General features: G+C 64.7%; 14 protein-coding genes and 1 riboswitch. Of the genes, 4 read left to right on the forward strand and 10 right to left on the reverse strand.

Annotated elements, in window-relative coordinates:
• Positions 1–194: integrase core domain-containing protein (locus F758_RS0128815; RefSeq protein ID WP_024511144.1), on the forward strand; the 194-nt coding region annotated here is incomplete at its 5' end.
• A 138-nt stretch (positions 195–332) separates the two neighbouring features.
• Here the strand turns inward: F758_RS0128815 and F758_RS0128820 are convergent.
• The 4 genes from F758_RS0128820 to F758_RS0128835 form a co-directional block, all read right to left on the reverse strand.
• Positions 333–785 (reverse strand): TetR-like C-terminal domain-containing protein, encoded by a 453-nt coding sequence (locus F758_RS0128820; RefSeq protein ID WP_024511145.1) that lies wholly within the window; start codon positions 783–785, stop codon positions 333–335.
• A 214-nt stretch (positions 786–999) separates the two neighbouring features.
• Positions 1,000–1,920, reverse strand: a complete 921-nt coding sequence (gene panE, locus F758_RS0128825) for a 2-dehydropantoate 2-reductase (RefSeq protein WP_024511146.1) — start codon at positions 1,918–1,920, stop codon at positions 1,000–1,002.
• Positions 1,921–2,065: 145 nt separating this feature from the next.
• Entirely contained in the window at positions 2,066–3,364 is a 1,299-nt protein-coding gene (locus F758_RS0128830; RefSeq protein WP_051387066.1) for an MATE family efflux transporter, read from the reverse strand.
• 133 nt (positions 3,365–3,497) lie between these two features.
• Positions 3,498–4,097, reverse strand: a complete 600-nt coding sequence (locus F758_RS0128835) for a DUF2239 family protein (RefSeq protein WP_024511148.1) — start codon at positions 4,095–4,097, stop codon at positions 3,498–3,500.
• Between the two features lie 162 nt (positions 4,098–4,259).
• On the opposite strand from F758_RS0128835, the gene F758_RS0128840 reads away from it, so the two are divergent.
• A complete protein-coding gene (locus F758_RS0128840) occupies positions 4,260–4,925 on the forward strand; it encodes a glutathione S-transferase (RefSeq protein ID WP_024511149.1) in 666 nt (221 codons plus the stop codon).
• 145 nt (positions 4,926–5,070) lie between these two features.
• Here the strand turns inward: F758_RS0128840 and F758_RS0128845 are convergent, their stop codons facing one another.
• The 5 genes from F758_RS0128845 to F758_RS0128865 form a co-directional block, all read right to left on the reverse strand.
• A complete protein-coding gene (locus F758_RS0128845) occupies positions 5,071–6,369 on the reverse strand; it encodes an MFS transporter (RefSeq protein ID WP_024511150.1) in 1,299 nt (432 codons plus the stop codon).
• A 175-nt stretch (positions 6,370–6,544) separates the two neighbouring features.
• Complete coding sequence (ggt, locus tag F758_RS0128850) at positions 6,545–8,296, reverse strand: gamma-glutamyltransferase (protein ID WP_024511151.1); 1,752 nt, start codon at positions 8,294–8,296, stop codon at positions 6,545–6,547.
• 328 nt (positions 8,297–8,624) lie between these two features.
• Positions 8,625–10,217: a bifunctional phosphoribosylaminoimidazolecarboxamide formyltransferase/IMP cyclohydrolase gene (gene purH / locus F758_RS0128855; protein ID WP_024511152.1), complete on the reverse strand. Its 1,593-nt coding sequence runs from the start codon at positions 10,215–10,217 to the stop codon at positions 8,625–8,627.
• Between the two features lie 24 nt (positions 10,218–10,241).
• Positions 10,242–10,322: riboswitch (ZMP/ZTP riboswitch) on the reverse strand.
• 145 nt (positions 10,323–10,467) lie between these two features.
• Positions 10,468–12,183 carry a heparinase II/III family protein gene (locus F758_RS0128860; RefSeq protein ID WP_024511153.1) on the reverse strand — a complete coding sequence of 572 codons (1,716 nt, stop codon included), beginning with the start codon at positions 12,181–12,183 and terminating at the stop codon, positions 10,468–10,470.
• A 213-nt stretch (positions 12,184–12,396) separates the two neighbouring features.
• Positions 12,397–13,743, reverse strand: a complete 1,347-nt coding sequence (locus F758_RS0128865) for an RsmB/NOP family class I SAM-dependent RNA methyltransferase (RefSeq protein WP_024511154.1) — start codon at positions 13,741–13,743, stop codon at positions 12,397–12,399.
• On the opposite strand from F758_RS0128865, the gene F758_RS50980 reads away from it, so the two are divergent.
• Positions 13,742–13,921, forward strand: a complete 180-nt coding sequence (locus F758_RS50980; protein ID WP_198026586.1) for a hypothetical protein — start codon at positions 13,742–13,744, stop codon at positions 13,919–13,921. The genes F758_RS0128865 and F758_RS50980 overlap by 2 nt on opposite strands.
• Positions 13,918–14,133 (forward strand): DUF1674 domain-containing protein, encoded by a 216-nt coding sequence (locus F758_RS0128870; protein WP_024511155.1) that lies wholly within the window; start codon positions 13,918–13,920, stop codon positions 14,131–14,133. The genes F758_RS50980 and F758_RS0128870 overlap by 4 nt, the downstream gene beginning before the upstream one ends.
• Before the next feature lie 13 nt (positions 14,134–14,146).
• Here F758_RS0128870 and F758_RS0128875 read toward each other — a convergent pair whose 3' ends face one another.
• Positions 14,147–14,659, reverse strand: a complete 513-nt coding sequence (locus tag F758_RS0128875; protein WP_024511156.1) for a L,D-transpeptidase — start codon at positions 14,657–14,659, stop codon at positions 14,147–14,149.
• Between the last annotated feature and the right edge of the window lie 172 nt (positions 14,660–14,831).

Raw genomic sequence — 14,831 nt, forward strand, 5'->3', positions numbered from 1 at the left:
TCGAGCGGTTCTGGCGAACACTGGACGACGACGTCATCGAAGGCGCAACCTTCGATAACCTCGAGCACTTCGCCAATGAACTGTTCGAGTACCTGATCTACTACAACAATTTCAGACCTCATCAGGCCCTCGGCGGCAAGACCCCAAAGGACTTCGCCGCCGCCCAGACTCAAACCATTCGATCAGCGAATTAGTGAACATGCACAATTGCGAGCGAAGCGAAGCAATCCGGACTTTGTCCGCGAATACAGTCTGGATTGCTTCGAAAGTGCTCGTCCGGCCCGGCAACTCGATAGGCGGATGCGTTAGAGCAGCAGCATGATCGCTGCGTTTCACTTGCGCAGCACCGCGAGCCCCTCGGTGAACACCTTGATCGCGAGTTCGTAGCTCTGGTCGTGGCCGAGCGGCTCGAGAAACGATGAGGCCATCTCATGCAGGACGAAGCCGCGCACCAGGCTTCGCAGGATGCGCAGCGCGTGCATGGCCTGCTCGCCGCGCACGCCGAGCTGGCCGAAGACGCCGAGCACGACGGCGCCCAGTTCCATATAGGCCGCGCGCCATTCCGGAGTGTCGATTTCCGGCGTGCGGAAGGTCGCCGCCGAGAGGCCCGGCCGGTCCAGCGCGTAGCGACGCATCGCCAGCATCATGGCGCGCAGGGCGTCAGCGCCCGTCTTACCGGCAATCTCCCGCTCCACCGCCTCGCGCAGTTCGCGATAGCCCCTGACCGCGAGGATGCGGCGCATTTCCGGAATGGTCGATACCTTGTCCGAGAGATGCCGCTCCATCTCGGCGGTGAGATCAGCAGCAATTCGCTTGTCCCAACTTGTTTGGGGAACGTCCAAGATGTCCGAGGGCTGCACGGCGGTTCCGTAAGGCGTGAGTCCCTTACGGCAATAGCGGAACGTCCCCACCATTGCCAACCACGAAATGCAAGCGGAGCTCACATCTTCGCGCAAGCCGCGGGTTTGGCCGGGAGCTCGCTCCCGCCTTACACCAAGCTTAAGCCCGCTCGCGCTCGTAAGCTTTCAAATGGGTGTAGGTGGTGTGCAGCCGCGGGACCGGAACCTTCGCGGCCTCGCCGCGCGCGATCAGGTCGCCGATCACGTGATCGGCTTCCACCGGCAGACCGGCCTTGATGTCGCGGAACATCGATGCGGTCAGCGGCGAGCCCTCCGTCGTCAGCATGGCGAGCGAGCGTTCCAGGAACGGCGCGCGGGGCGGATAACCCTCCGCCGCGGCAACGGCCTTGCACTCATCGAAAATGCCAAGCACGAAATCCTTGCCGCGGGGCGCGGCCAGGATATTGCCGAGCGAGGCACGCATCAGGCTGGTCGTGGCGGCAAGCGATGCCAGGAATACCCATTTCTCCCACATGTCCTGCAGGATGTTTTCGCTGGCCGTGCCGTTGAAATTGCCGCTCTTGACCACCTCGGCGACGGCGCGCACCCGCTCGCTCAAGCCGCCGTCGCGCTCGCCGAAGGTTAGCGACTGCATCGGAGCAAGCTGCACGACCTCGCGCTTGTCGTTCAGCGTCGCCGCGATGGCGCAGAGGCCGCCGAGCACCCGCTCGCGGCCGAATCTTCTGTCCAGAATATCCAGATGCAGCATGCCGTTCAGGAGCGGGATGATCGAGGTTTGAGGCCCGACAGCCGGCGCGAATGACGTTATGGCGTCCTCGAGGTCGTAGGCCTTGCAGCTCAACAGCACCACGTCGAAGTTCTCATTTAGCCCGTCCGCCTGCACTGTGGGTGGATTCTTCAGCGTCACGTCCCCATTGGGGCTTTTGATGACGAGGCCGGCGGACGCCAACTCCGCGGCCCGACGCGGACGCACCAAGAAGGTGATGTCCTGGCCGGCCTGCAGCATCCTGCCGCCAAAATATCCGCCAATGGCTCCGGCACCGACCACGAGAACGCGCATTGTGTTGCATCCCTAGTTGTTTCGAAAGCAAATAGCGCAACAGCGCGCCATTGGCCATCATCTCTTTCGGGGCTATCTGGCCCGTTCGGGTTGCCGCGTCCGGCGATTCCATGATGATCATCATATTGTGATTGGGCCCGGTCGGTCAGATCAGGCGCCCGATCGCCCGTCTTCGCCAGACCAGCAGGTAATAACTCATCTGCAGCACGAACATAGCGCAGAAGGTGATGGGATAAGCGATCCAGATTCCCTCGATGCCGAACAAGCGGCTGAGGACGATCGCAGCCGGCACCTCGATCGCGCTGATCGCCAGGATGGAGATCAGCAGCGGCATCCACACCGTGCCGCTGGCGCGCATCGCGCCCGAAAACACCGTCGACATTCCAAACGCCACCGTGCTCCACAGCACGATGTGCAGCAGTCCTTGCGCGAGCTCCAGCACCGCCGGGTCGGTGATGAAGAAGCCCATGAGCAGGCGCGAGAACAGGTAGGCGATCGCGACCAGTCCGCCGGTCAGGGCGATGTTCATTTCCAGGCCGGTGCGGACGATGGCCCCTATCTGGTCGGCGTGACCGCGGCCGATGGCCTGGGCGCCGAAGATCGAGACCGAGATCGCGATCGACAGCGCGGGAAATTGCACATGGCTCATCACCTGATTGACCGCGCCGTAGGCGGCAGTGGCGTTGGAGCCAAAGCTGTTGACGAGGCCGAGCAGCACCAGTTCGGCGAGCGACATCACGATCATGCCGATGGCGGTGGGAATGCCCAGCCGCAATACAATCCGGAGCAAGGCCGGGTCGAGCCGCATGGAACGCCAGAACACGCCGTCGAACGCCAGCGGGTGCTTGCGCCGAAGCAGATGGACGTGGAGCCACAACAGGGTCAGAAAGCTCGAAATGGCGGACGCCCAGGCGGCGCTGGCGATGCCGAGCCGCGGCAGACCGAGCCAGCCGCGGATCAGGGCCGGTGTCGCGGCGAGGCCGATCACGGTCGAGACCGACAAGGCAAGCAGCGGCGTCATGGTGTCGCCGACGCCGCGCATCATCGCGGTGATCAGAATGAAGGTGAAGGTCAGCGGCATCATGATCATCATGATGCGTGCGTAAGTGGTTGCCGCATCCAGGATGTCGGGCGGCGTGGCGAGCGCGGCCAGGAGCTGTCGGCTGAACAGTCCGCCGAGAACGGCGATCACGGCCGCAAGCAGCAGCGCGACCGTCAATGTGGTGCCTGCGACAGCCTTGACCTTCTTCGGCTCGGCCGCACCCCAGGCCTGGCCGATCAAGACGCCGGCACCCGAGCTCAGCCCTACCACGAAGGCAACCAGGAGGAACAGCACCGGGAAGAAGACGGATACCGCCGCGAGCGCCTCGACGCCGATCATCTGGCCGAGGTAGACGTTGTTGATCGTCCCGAACAAGGCTTGCATGATGTTGCTCAGCATCATCGGCGCGAGGAAGATCAGAAACGGTTTTCGAAGCGAGTTGACGGTCGTCGGCACGGCTTTTTCCTGTTGAGCAGCGTCGGGCACGATGGCGCGCCGCATTGGCTTCGCGAGTTGATTGTCTTGGTATTGTTGCTTACGGCGCGAGCTGGTCGGCGCGATCGGCGTAGGCGAGCTTGATGACGTGGTCACGAATATCGGTCGGCCAGGACGCGACGAGCGCGACGAAGCTCCGGCGGTCGTCGGCGAACAGCGCACGCGCGGCCTCCTCGAAATCAGGCAGGTTGCCCGCCATCGCGGACATGAAGTGATAGGCGGCGTCGCGCGCCGCGCGCTGGCGGTCCGCATCGCCGCTGGCCCGGCGAGCCTGTTCGACCAGTTTGCGCAGAGCGACCGAGGCGCCGCCCGGCTGCGCATTGAGCCATTCCCAATGCCGCGGCAACAGCGTCACCTCGCGGGCGACCACGCCCAGTTTCGGCCGGCCGCGGCCGCGCGGCTCGCCGGCTGCGACGGGCTCTGGCGCGGAACCGGCGGCTGAACCCTTCGTGAGCCGCGCCAATACCTCATCGACCCCGCCCCGCAGATCGAGGTCGATGGGACGGCCGGTCTCGTCGCTGAAGATCGCGATCGGCTCGGAGGCCTGCGGCTCGGCGCGTTTGACCGCGAGCGCGACATCGGTCAGCGCGCCGGATGTCAGCCGTCGCTGGCCCTCAAAGGCGGTAAATTGGTTCGACATGGGAAACCTCACCTTGGGATATCCTGCCGGCTTTTTATCCGGGTATAATACCCCTGTCAATATCGCCCGGGTAAAAACAATCCGCGCACGTCGTTTCACCACATCGTCAATGCTGTGCCGATTTGTTAGGGGAGCGCCCAAGCAAGGCCTTCGGGGGTATTCATGCTGACCGTTCATCATCTCAACAATTCGCGCTCGCAGCGGGTGCTTTGGCTTCTCGAGGAGCTGGGCGTCGCCTACGAGATCGTGCGCTATCAGCGGCAGCCAGACATGCGCGCCCCGAAAGAGCTGCGCGCGGTTCATCCGCTCGGCAAATCGCCCGTCATCACCGATAGCGGCAACACCATCGCCGAGTCGGGTGCGATCATCGAATACGTCATCGAGACCTACGGCAATGGACGGCTGATTCCGCCGCCAAAGACGCCGGAGCGGCTGCGCTACGCCTATTGGCTTCATTACGCCGAGGGTTCGGCCATGCCGCCACTGCTCCTGAAATTGCTGTTCACGGCGATGCCCAGGCGCGCGCCGGCATTGCTGCGCCCCCTGGTGCGCAAAGTGTCGAGCCAGGCGCTGACCACGCTGGTCAACCCGCAGCTCAAGCAGCACATGGACTTTTGGGAAGAAGAGCTGTCGAAGAGCGAATGGTTCGCGGGCAGCGAATTCACCGCGGCCGACATCCAGATGAGCTATCCGCTGGAGGCGGCCGCTGCGCGCGGTGGGCTCGAGCAGGGCCATCCCAAGGCGATGGCATTTCTGGAGCGCATTCACGCCCGCCCCGCCTATCAGCGCGCGCTGGAGAAAGGTGGGCCGTATCAGGTGGGGCGGTAGGACACCGTCATTCCGGGGCGATGCGAAGCATCGAACCCGGAATCTCGCGCCACAACCTCTAGTCTAGATTCCGGGTTCGCCCGCTAAGGCGAGCGCCCCGGAATGACGATGTTTGGCTTCATGCTCCTTCGGGCTATTCCGCAGCTCACGCATCCGCGTGCAGCACCCGGCCGCGGGTCTCCGGCAGCGCAAACGCAGTAAGAAAGAACACGCCGTAAGCTGCGACTGCGAAGATCGCGATGGCATTGGCGAGCGTCGTCGTGGTCGAGAGGGCGCCGACCAGATAGGGAAACAGCGCGCCGATGCCGCGGCCGAAATTGTAGCAAAAGCCCTGGCCGGAGCCGCGAAGCCGCGTCGGGTAGAGCTCGGTGAGGAAGGCGCCCATGCCGGAGAAATAACCGGAGGCGAAGAAGCCGAGCGGGAAGCCCAGGATCCACAGCACCTCGTTGGTGAGCGGCAACTGCGTGTAGAGCAGCACCACGGCAATGGCACCGAGCGAAAAGATCAGGAATAGGTTGCGCCGGCCGATACGGTCGGCGAGCCAGGCGCCGACCAGATAGCCGACGAACGAGCCGATGATCAGTGCCGAGAGATAGCCGGTGGATGAGACGATCGACAGCTTGCGCTCGGTGGTGAGAAAGCGCGGCACCCAGAAGGTGACGGCGTAGTAGCCGCCCTGCATCCCCGTCGCCATCAGCGAGGCGAGGATCGTGGTTTTCAGGACAGGACCCGAGAAGATTTCCCAGAGTGGCGGATGGGTACCCGCTTGCGTCTGTCTGGCGCGGGTGGCGGCTGCGATATCCGGTTCAGTGACGTAGCGGCGCAGATAAAACACCAGGAGCGCGGGCAAGGCGCCGACCGCGAACATCCAGCGCCATGCGATCTCCGCCGGCATCAACGAAAACAGGACGGCCTGCGCCAGCACGGCCAATCCCCAGCCGACCGCCCAGCCGGATTGTACCGAGCCGACCGCGCGCCCGCGATATTGCGGGCGGATCGCTTCGCCCATCAGCACCGCGCCCGCCGCCCACTCGCCGCCAAAGCCCAGGCCGAGCACCGCGCGCGCGATCAGGAGCTGATCGAAATTCTGCACGATGGCGCAGACCAGCGAGAAAAACGAGAACCACAGGATCGTGAATTGCAGGGTCCTGACGCGGCCGATGCGATCGGCGAGATAGCCCCCTAGCCAGCCGCCGACCGCGGAGGAGAGCAGGGTTACGGTGCCGGCAAGGCCCGCGAATCCGGGATCGACCTTCCACAGCGCGATGATCGTGCCGATCACCAGCGGATAGATCATGAAGTCCATGCCGTCGAGTGCCCAGCCCGCGGCGCAGGCCCAGAAGGTCCGGCGCTCCGCCAGATTCATGTCGCGATAGAATGCAAGCAGACTGGTGTCTTCGATCGCGGCGGTTTCGACGTTTGGCGACGGGTCGGCCGCTGTCATTGGGGCTTCCTCTTCCGAAATATTTGGCCGGCCTTATACTCCGCTGCCGCAGGCGCGCAATCGGCGTGCGCCTCTAGCGCATGATCCGGACCCGCAGGGTCGCGTTAGCGCAAAGTGGAAACCGGTTTCCCTCGCGACAAACGCGAAGCGTTTGCGCGGAGATCATGGTCTGCGCTTATTGCCCCGCAGCTTCCGCTCCGCGGGTGCGCGGATCCGGCGCGCCCAACAGGCCCGTCGGCGTGACGAGTATGGAATTGGCGGAGGAGTAGCCTGCCGACTCCACCATCCTGTGTTCCTTGGCGGCGAGCGCGGCCAGCGCTTGCGCAGAAAATCCCGGCTCGATCGAAACCTGGTCCGGCAGCGATTGATGGTGCAGCCGCGGCGCCGCGACGGCGGCCGCCACGTCCATGTTGTAGTCGAGCACGTTGACGATCACCTGCAGCACCGTGGAGATGATGCGGCTGCCCCCCGGCGAGCCCGTCACCAGCAGGACCTTGCCGTCCTTGAGCACGATCGTCGGCGACATCGAGGACAGCGGCCTCTTGCCCGGTCCCGGCAAGTTCGGTTCGAAGCCCACGAGCCCGAAAGCGTTCGAGGCTCCGGGCGCGGCCGTGAAGTCATCAAGCTCGTTGTTGAGCAGCACGCCCGTGCCTTCGGCGATAAGCCCGACGCCGTAGCTGAAGTTCAGCGTATAGGTATTGGCGACGGCATTGCCGAACTGATCGACCACCGAGAAATGCGTGGTGTTGCTGCCTTCGTGTGGCACTTTCGCGGTGGCGATCTCTGCTGATGGCGTAGCTCGCTCAAGATCGATCTTGGCGCGCTGGTTGGCGGCATAGTCCTTCGCCAGCAAGGTCGCGAGCGGCGCCTTGACGAAGGCGGGATCGCCGAGATAGCGGGCGCGGTCGGCATAGGCGCGCTTCATCGCCTCGATGATCAGATGCAGCGACGGCGCGGACCCCTGCTTCATTTCGCCGAGCGGGTAGCCCTCGAGGATGTTGAGCGACTCCAGGAGCACGGTGCCGCCGGAGGAAGGCAGCGGCATCGAGACGATGTCGTAGCCGCGATAGCTGCCGCGCACCGGCGTGCGGATCACGACCTGATACGACTTCAGGTCATCCGCCGTCATCAGGCCGCCGGCGTCGGTCACCGCCTTGGCAAGCCTCTCCGCGACGGGCCCCCGATAAAATCCGCGCGGCCCCTGCGCCGCGATCGCGGTCAGCGTGTCCGCGAGGTCGGACTGGATCAGCCTGTCGCCCTCGCGCAACGAGCTCCCGTCGGGCCGCGAAAACACCCTTGCCGACGAAGGCCAGCGTGCGAGCCGCCGATACCATTGCGGCAGCGTGTCGGCGAGGTCGTCGGTGACGATGAAACCGTCTCGCGCCAACAAGATCGCAGGCTGCAGCAGGTCTGCCAGCGAAAATTTGCCGGAGCCGTATTTGTCCAGCGCCAGACTGAGACCCGCGACCGTGCCGGGGACGCCGATGCCGAGCGCGGAATCGCGCGATTTGGCCGGATCGGGTTTGCCGTCCGGCCCCAAGAACATCTCCGCTGTGGCCGCATTCGGCGCGGTCTCGCGATAATCGATCGCGGCGTCCTCGTTGCTTGCGGCAAGGTGAATCACCATGAAGCCGCCGCCCCCGATATTCCCCGCACGTGGATAGGTCACGGCAAGCGCAAAACCGGTGGCGACCGCCGCATCGATGGCATTGCCTCCACGCTTCAAGATGTCCGCGCCGATCCGTGCCGCGATCTTCTCCTGCGCCACCACCATGCCGTGCTCGGCGGCGAACGCATGGATGCTCTCGGCGGCAGGTATCGTATAGGCGTTGCGGCGCTGCGCCGGCGCGGAGGCGGTCGTCACGCAGAGCGTCAGCAGCGCGAAGCAGGCGAGCAGCTTGCGCCTTGTCGTCATGAAAGCGAGCATCAGGTGTCCGGCGCGCGATGGGACCAATGGAGTGTCGCGGCCATGCTATAGGGATTGCGGCGGAGTTGGCAAAGCGCGAAGGCGTGAGGCGCCGCTGCCAACATCGTAAGCGAGACCGCTGGCATGACGTGCCAGTGTTGTTTTGCGCAACGGAATTGGCCTCGCTCGCGAGGGGTGAGGCGTCTAGTTATTCTTGCGGTCATTCCGGGGCGCCTCGAAGAGGCGAACCCGGAATCTCCCGCCGCAATCTCCAGATTCCGGGTTCGATGCGGATCCGGCCGCGCTTCGCACGGACTGTGTGGCATCGCTCCGGAATAACGTGTCCAAGTTAATGCCGGAAATGCCTGACCCCGGTGAACACCATGGCGATGCCGTGATCGTCGGCGGCCTTGATCACTTCCTCGTCGCGGATCGAGCCGCCCGGCTGGATCACGGCGGTCGCGCCGGCCTCGATGCAGGCCAGCATGCCGTCGGCGAAGGGGAAGAATGCGTCGGAGGCGACCACTGAACCCCTGGTCAGGGGCTCGGCGAGCTTCAATTCTTTCGCCGCGTCCTGGGCCTTTCGTGCCGCGATGCGCGCGGAATCCACCCGGCTCATCTGCCCCGCGCCGATGCCGACGGTCGCAAGGTCCTTGGCGTAGATGATGGTGTTGGATTTCACATGCTTGGTGACGCGAAACGCGAATTTCAGGTCGCGCAGTTCGGCTTCCGTCGGCGCGCGCTTGGTCACCGTCTTCAGCGGCATATCATCCACCACTGCATTGTCGCGGCCCTGCACCAGAAGTCCGCCGGCAACGGTCTTGGCGGTAAGGCCCGGCGCGCGCGGATCAGCCAGTCCGCCCGCCAGCAACAGCCGCAGATTCTTCCGGCCGCCGATGATCGCGATGGCTTCGTCCGTTGCATCTGGCGCGATGATCACCTCCGTGAAGATGCCGATCACCGCGCGCGCGGTTTCCACGTCCAGCGTGCGGTTGAGTGCGATGATGCCGCCATAGGCCGAGGTCGAATCGCAGGCCAGCGCCTTGCGATAGGCGGTCACCAGATCCGGGCCTTCGGCGACGCCGCAGGGGTTGGCATGCTTCACGATCACGCACGCCGCGGTGCGCTTGGGGTCGAACTCGGCGACGCATTCATAGGCCGCGTCCGTGTCGTTGATGTTGTTGTACGACAATTCCTTGCCCTGGAGCTGCCGCGCGGTGGCAATGCCTGCGCGCTTTCCGGCGAGCGCATAGAAAGCCGCGGTCTGGTGCGGATTTTCGCCATAGCGCAACGGCTGGATCAGGCGTCCGCCAAGCGCGCGATAATCCGGGGCTTCGATCTTCAATTCGTTCGCGAACCAGTTGGAGATCGCGGCGTCATACGCGGCCGTGCGCGCGTAGGCCTTGGCCGCGAGACGCCGGCGCAGCGCCAGCGTGGTCGCGCCATCATTGGCCGCGAGCTCGTCGAGCACCGACTGATAGTCCTGCGCTTCGATGATGACGGCGACATGCTCGTGGTTCTTGGCCGCGGCGCGGATCATCGCGGGGCCGCCGATATCGATATTCTCGATACAATCGGCGAAGTCGGCGCCCCTCTCGACCGTGGCTTCGAATGGATAGAGATTGACGACTAACAGATCGATCGGCGCAATGCCGTGCGTCTTCATGGCCTGCGCGTGCTCGGCGTTGTCGCGGATCGCCAACAGGCCGCCATGGACCTTGGGATGCAACGTCTTCACCCGCCCGTCCATCATCTCCGGAAAGCCGGTGAGATCAGCGACGTCTTTCACCTTCAGCCCGGCCGCGGCGATCGCCTTGGCGGTACCGCCGGTCGAGATGAGTTCGACGCCTCGGGCCGCAAGGGTGCGGGCAAATTCGATCAAGCCGGTTTTGTCGGAAACGGACAATAAAGCGCGGGCGACGCGGCGAGTCTGATTGGTCATGAGCAAGATCCTCTGTTCAGGGAGTGCTTATGCCCAGGCGCGCGGCAGAGAGTGTCGCGCTTCCCGATGGTGCTCCATCCAAAATCGCCAGTCGCGCGAGCGCGGGCTGGTTAGCAGCTTCCGGCGCCGTTCACAACGGCTAGATGCCGCCGATCCTACGCCTTGCGCCGAAGTGGCAAGCTTGGCCCGCTGCGGGCGTTCGTCCTGACCATCCCGGCCGCATATGCGGGACACGGTTCCCAGCGCGGCTCTACAGCGGCAATTCCGGTTCGCGCCGCACATTGCGGCCGGCGTTGGTCGTCGCCGCCGAGGCGGTCGAACGTACAAAGCTCCAGCGGATCGAGCCGGCATGCCGTGAATCCTGCCGGATCACGATCTGAGCGGTGCGGCGGGGACCGTCATTTCCGGCAAGGAACACGCTGTCTTCCAGTTCGACCTTGTCGTCCAACGCCTCGAAGGTCCAGACGTCGCGGTTCGGCAGCACCAGCATGACCCCACGTCCGTCGGACAGCCGACTCGCCTTCACGGAAGGATGCAGGTGGAAGCGCAACGCATAGTCGGTATCGTGGCCCTTGATGCGCGCGCCGGATGCCGGGCCCACCGTATCCTCGCCGTCGACCCGGGAACCGTCATGGGAGAGCAGGAGCACGCGGCGGTGCACGACGCCGAAGCGCGGGACGTAGCCGTCATGGGAGGTGGTCAGCAGCGCGCCATTGGCGACCTCCTCCCGATAGGCCTCGACATGCGTCGGGCCGCCGACAACAGGTGCGCCCTGCAGGAACCGCTTCATCGCCGACAGCTCGACGAACTGGCAGGAGGATGTGTCATGATAGGTGAGCGTCGAATGCGCCGCCGTGCTGCGCGCAAATGCGCGCCAATTGTCACGTCCCGTCGAGGGCATGCCGCAATTGGCGACGATCCTGCTTTGGCCTGACGACAGTTCGAAAGAGAGGCAGCCCGCATGAGCCTCGTGGCTGACGCTTGCAGGCGGTGGCGCGCCGGTGTCCATGATGACGGTCGTGGAGCCTGCGTCCAGGCGTTGAAAACCGGTATGCGGCATGCTCGCCATCGGCGTGCCGTGGGTATCGTCATAGGCGAGCAGCGTGGCGAGCAGATCGGACGGCGTGCCGCTCATGCCGTTGAACAGCGCGATCGAGCCGTCGCCATGGCGGAAGAAGCGCAGCATCGGCATCATGCGGTCGATGGCGTTCAAAAGCGCGGGCGGGGGCGCGATGTTGCGCGCGGCGAAGGTTTGCCGCAGCGGCAACAGATCGATCAGAAGCTCGATCAGCGCGCCGGGATTACGCGAGATATGCCCGCCGTCGGGCAGGATCTGGCGATGCAGTTCTTCCGAGAGTTTTTTGCTCGCGCTGCGGATGTGTTTCGCCTGGTTGGCGAGGCACAGCGAGGCGTAGCACAACGCGATCACAACCTGCAGCCGCGGCACGCCGTCGGACATGTCGATCATCGCGTAGCGCAACTGGCGGATTTCGCGCGTCAGTCCGCGCAGATAGCGCCGGTAAAACTTGCCGTCGGTATCGCTGAGCACCAGCGGGGCCTGGGACAGCAGCGAAATCACGCGGCGCGCCAGCACGTCGGCGCGGCGCGCGATCGGACGCTTCTGCGCCGCATTGGATATCCAGTCGTCGATCAGCGCCCGGGCGTTGGCGCGGGTCAGCGCCGTGTCGGCGGCGCGTAAATGACGCAGCCAGCCGAACCCAAGCAGCGCCACCTCCCAATCTTCCGACGGCGGCTCGAGATCGAAGATGGAACGGCCGTGGCAGGTCACGATCTTGCCGGCGAACACAAATCGGCCGGCATAGATTTCGGCAGCGCGAGTGGCGTCGGCCGTGCGCAGGTCGTGCGGCGCGATGATCAGCCGGTCGGCGCGGGTCGGCCACAGCCGCGACACGGCGGCCGAACCGCCGCTGGCGCGCGCCATCAGGTTCCGCGCGAAACGGCCCATGATCAGGGTCGAAATGCGTCTGCGTTGAGCGACCGACACGCCTAGCCTTGAATTGGGGGAAGCAAGTATTTCTGGCGAATCCTTTTAGTCCGGAAACGCAGCTTTAACATCCTCTTGAAAGCGGGAGAATCAGGACGCGGAAGCTAAATTCCGGTGCAAAATCAGTCCTAAACCAGCGGACGGGCGCTAACATCCACGTGTTGCGACCAGGCTTTAGCGCACCAAGCGCGCGGCGTAGAATCCGTCAAGTCCGGCAAAGCGCGGGTCTTGATGCGGCAAATGGCTGGGCAAAGTGCGCAAGTCGCCGTCGCGATTGACGAGCTCGGCGAGCTCGCCAATCTCGCTCGCCTCGATCGGCACCCGGCGCAGCATGGAATCGGCCTCGAGCAAGGCGGCGATCGCGGCCTCGCCTTCTTCCGGTTCGAGGGAGCAGGTGCAATAGACCAGCATTCCGCCTGGCTTGAGGAGGCTCACGCCCTTTTCCAGCAGGCGCTTTTGCAGTGGCACGAGCTGCGCGATGTCGCTTTCCTGGCGCAGCCACGCGACGTCGGGGTGGCGGCGAATCGTTCCCGTCGCGGTGCAGGGCGCGTCCAGCAAAACGCCGTCGAACAAGCCGTGATCTCCGGCTTGCCACTCGCAGGCGTCGGCGACCACGGTTTCGGCCTGCAGCGACAGCCGGGCAAGATTGTCGCGCAGGCGCGCCATCCGCGCCGGCGAGCGGTCGATCGCAACGACATTGGCGCCGGCTTGTGCGAGCTGCGCGGCCTTGCCGCCCGGCGCAGCACAGAGATCGAGAATGGTCTTGCCGGCGATGTCGCCGAACAGCCGTGCCGGCAAAGCGGCGGCGGCGTCCTGCACCCACCACTGTCCCTCGGCAAATCCCGGCAGCATCGTCACCGAGCCTTGCAACAGCGTGCGCACAGAGCCCGTCGGCAGTAACTCGCCATGCAGCCGGCTAGCCCATTGGGCGGCATCCGTTTTGACGGTCAGGTCGAGCGAGGGGTCATGGCCGAGCGCGGCGGCCATCTCGCGGGCGGTCGCTTCGCCATAATGGGCGATCCAGCGCTTGGCGAGCCAGGGCGGCAGGTCGAGCATCTCCGTCGCGACTTCCGCGATCAGCGCTGCACCCTCGCGCGCGCAGCGGCGCAGCACGGCGTTGACCAGTCCGGCATATTTCGCAGCGCGCCGGTCCGATTGCACCAGCCGCACCGAGAGATCGACCGCGGCATGGTCGGGGACGTCCATCCAGAGGATCTGCGCAGCGCCGATCATCAGCGCGCTCTGGGCGCGTGGAGCGTCGGTCGGCATGCCACGATCGAGCAGCCGCGACAGCACGTGGGTCAGCGTGCCCAGCCGGCGCAGAATGGTGGCAACCAGCCGCCGCATGAGAGCGCGGTCGCGGTCGGGCAGCGTCTTCAGGCCGGGATGGGCGCCAGCGCCGTCGACCTGGTCATCCAGCGTGCGACGCTTGTGCAGCACGCCATCCAGAATGTCCGCCGCGATCCGTCGCGCCGCGAGGCCGGGCACTTCGGTGGGGGGCGCAAATCGTTGGGGAGGCATGCTGGAACGTGACTTGGAGAAAGAAGGGCAGTTCCGCAAAAGGTCGGGGCATGCCATTGAACAAGCAAGAGCTCTGCCATCCGAATATGCCATTTGTAAGAATCGGTCTCTGGCTTTTTCGCAGGGCACCCACGAAGTTTTGGAAGCGAAGGCGCGCCTGTCGGGAGCAAGCCTATGAGTAATGATTCGCCATCCAAGCCGCCCGTCGCGGCTGCCGAACGCAAGCCGCTTCCGCCGGCCGCCCAACGCGCGCTCGCGGAAGCCGAGGCGCGCCGCCGCACGGCCGCCGCGAACGCGAAGCCTCTTCCGGCGGAATTTCAGGGCCCGAAGGGGCCGGAACCGACGCGCTATGGCGATTGGGAGAAAAAGGGCATCGCTTCGGATTTCTGAGGCGCTGAACCCTTCAGTGGGTCACCACCACTCGAGTACCGATTGAGACGCGGCTGTAGAGGTCGGTGATGTCCGCGTTGAGCATGCGAATGCAGCCATAGGATACGAATCTGCCGACCGAGCCCGGCACATTGGTGCCGTGAATGGCATACTCGCCACCGGCGAGCGTCATTGCCGCAACTCCCATCGGATTCCGCGGCGATCCGCCCGGAATCACGTCGGGCATGTTAGGCTTGTCGTGCTTGACTTCCGCGGGCGGCGACCAGGCCGGGTAGCGGTATTTGCCGTCGATCTCCGTGGTGCCAGCCCACTGCTTGCCGGCCTTGCCGACGCCAACGGGGTAACGCATGGCGTGGTCGGCATCGAGAATAAGATAAAGGTGCCGCTCGCCGGTGCGGATCACGATCGTTCCCGGCGAATATTCGTTGTGAATGCCGATGATCTCCGGCCGCGCCTGCGCCGTCGATGTCATCAGCAGTCCCGCCCCGATGGTGGCGGCCAACGCCACCGCAATCCTCGTCGACATCAACCCTCTCCGCTCTTGCATCGCTCGCCATCCGCGGCGGCGTCAGACGCACGCGAATGCCGCAAGCTGCCTGGTGACCGGCACACTTTAGCCGCGCGCGTTAACCAGACGGTTGCCACGCGGGGGCGTCGATCGCGTTCGGCGGAGGGAGGGAAGAAGATGTTGGAAACAA

The organism is Bradyrhizobium sp. ARR65 (genome assembly GCF_000472385.1).
Taxonomy (GTDB): Bacteria; Pseudomonadota; Alphaproteobacteria; order Rhizobiales; family Xanthobacteraceae; genus Bradyrhizobium.

Excerpts from the sequence above, each read along its gene's own strand:
- F758_RS0128820 (WP_024511145.1), bottom strand. The coding sequence starts at position 785 with ATGGAGCGGCATCTCTCGGACAAGGTATCGACCATTCCGGAAATGCGC.
- panE (WP_024511146.1), bottom strand. The coding sequence starts at position 1,920 with ATGCGCGTTCTCGTGGTCGGTGCCGGAGCCATTGGCGGATATTTTGGC.
- F758_RS0128830 (WP_051387066.1), bottom strand. The coding sequence starts at position 3,364 with ATGATGCTGAGCAACATCATGCAAGCCTTGTTCGGGACGATCAACAAC.
- F758_RS0128835 (WP_024511148.1), bottom strand. The coding sequence starts at position 4,097 with ATGTCGAACCAATTTACCGCCTTTGAGGGCCAGCGACGGCTGACATCC.
- F758_RS0128840 (WP_024511149.1), top strand. The coding sequence starts at position 4,260 with ATGCTGACCGTTCATCATCTCAACAATTCGCGCTCGCAGCGGGTGCTT.
- F758_RS0128845 (WP_024511150.1), bottom strand. The coding sequence starts at position 6,369 with ATGACAGCGGCCGACCCGTCGCCAAACGTCGAAACCGCCGCGATCGAA.
- ggt (WP_024511151.1), bottom strand. The coding sequence starts at position 8,296 with ATGCTCGCTTTCATGACGACAAGGCGCAAGCTGCTCGCCTGCTTCGCG.
- purH (WP_024511152.1), bottom strand. The coding sequence starts at position 10,217 with ATGACCAATCAGACTCGCCGCGTCGCCCGCGCTTTATTGTCCGTTTCC.
- F758_RS0128860 (WP_024511153.1), bottom strand. The coding sequence starts at position 12,183 with ATGGGCCGTTTCGCGCGGAACCTGATGGCGCGCGCCAGCGGCGGTTCG.
- F758_RS50980 (WP_198026586.1), top strand. The coding sequence starts at position 13,742 with ATGCTGGAACGTGACTTGGAGAAAGAAGGGCAGTTCCGCAAAAGGTCG.
- F758_RS0128865 (WP_024511154.1), bottom strand. The coding sequence starts at position 13,743 with ATGCCTCCCCAACGATTTGCGCCCCCCACCGAAGTGCCCGGCCTCGCG.
- F758_RS0128870 (WP_024511155.1), top strand. The coding sequence starts at position 13,918 with ATGAGTAATGATTCGCCATCCAAGCCGCCCGTCGCGGCTGCCGAACGC.
- F758_RS0128875 (WP_024511156.1), bottom strand. The coding sequence starts at position 14,659 with ATGTCGACGAGGATTGCGGTGGCGTTGGCCGCCACCATCGGGGCGGGA.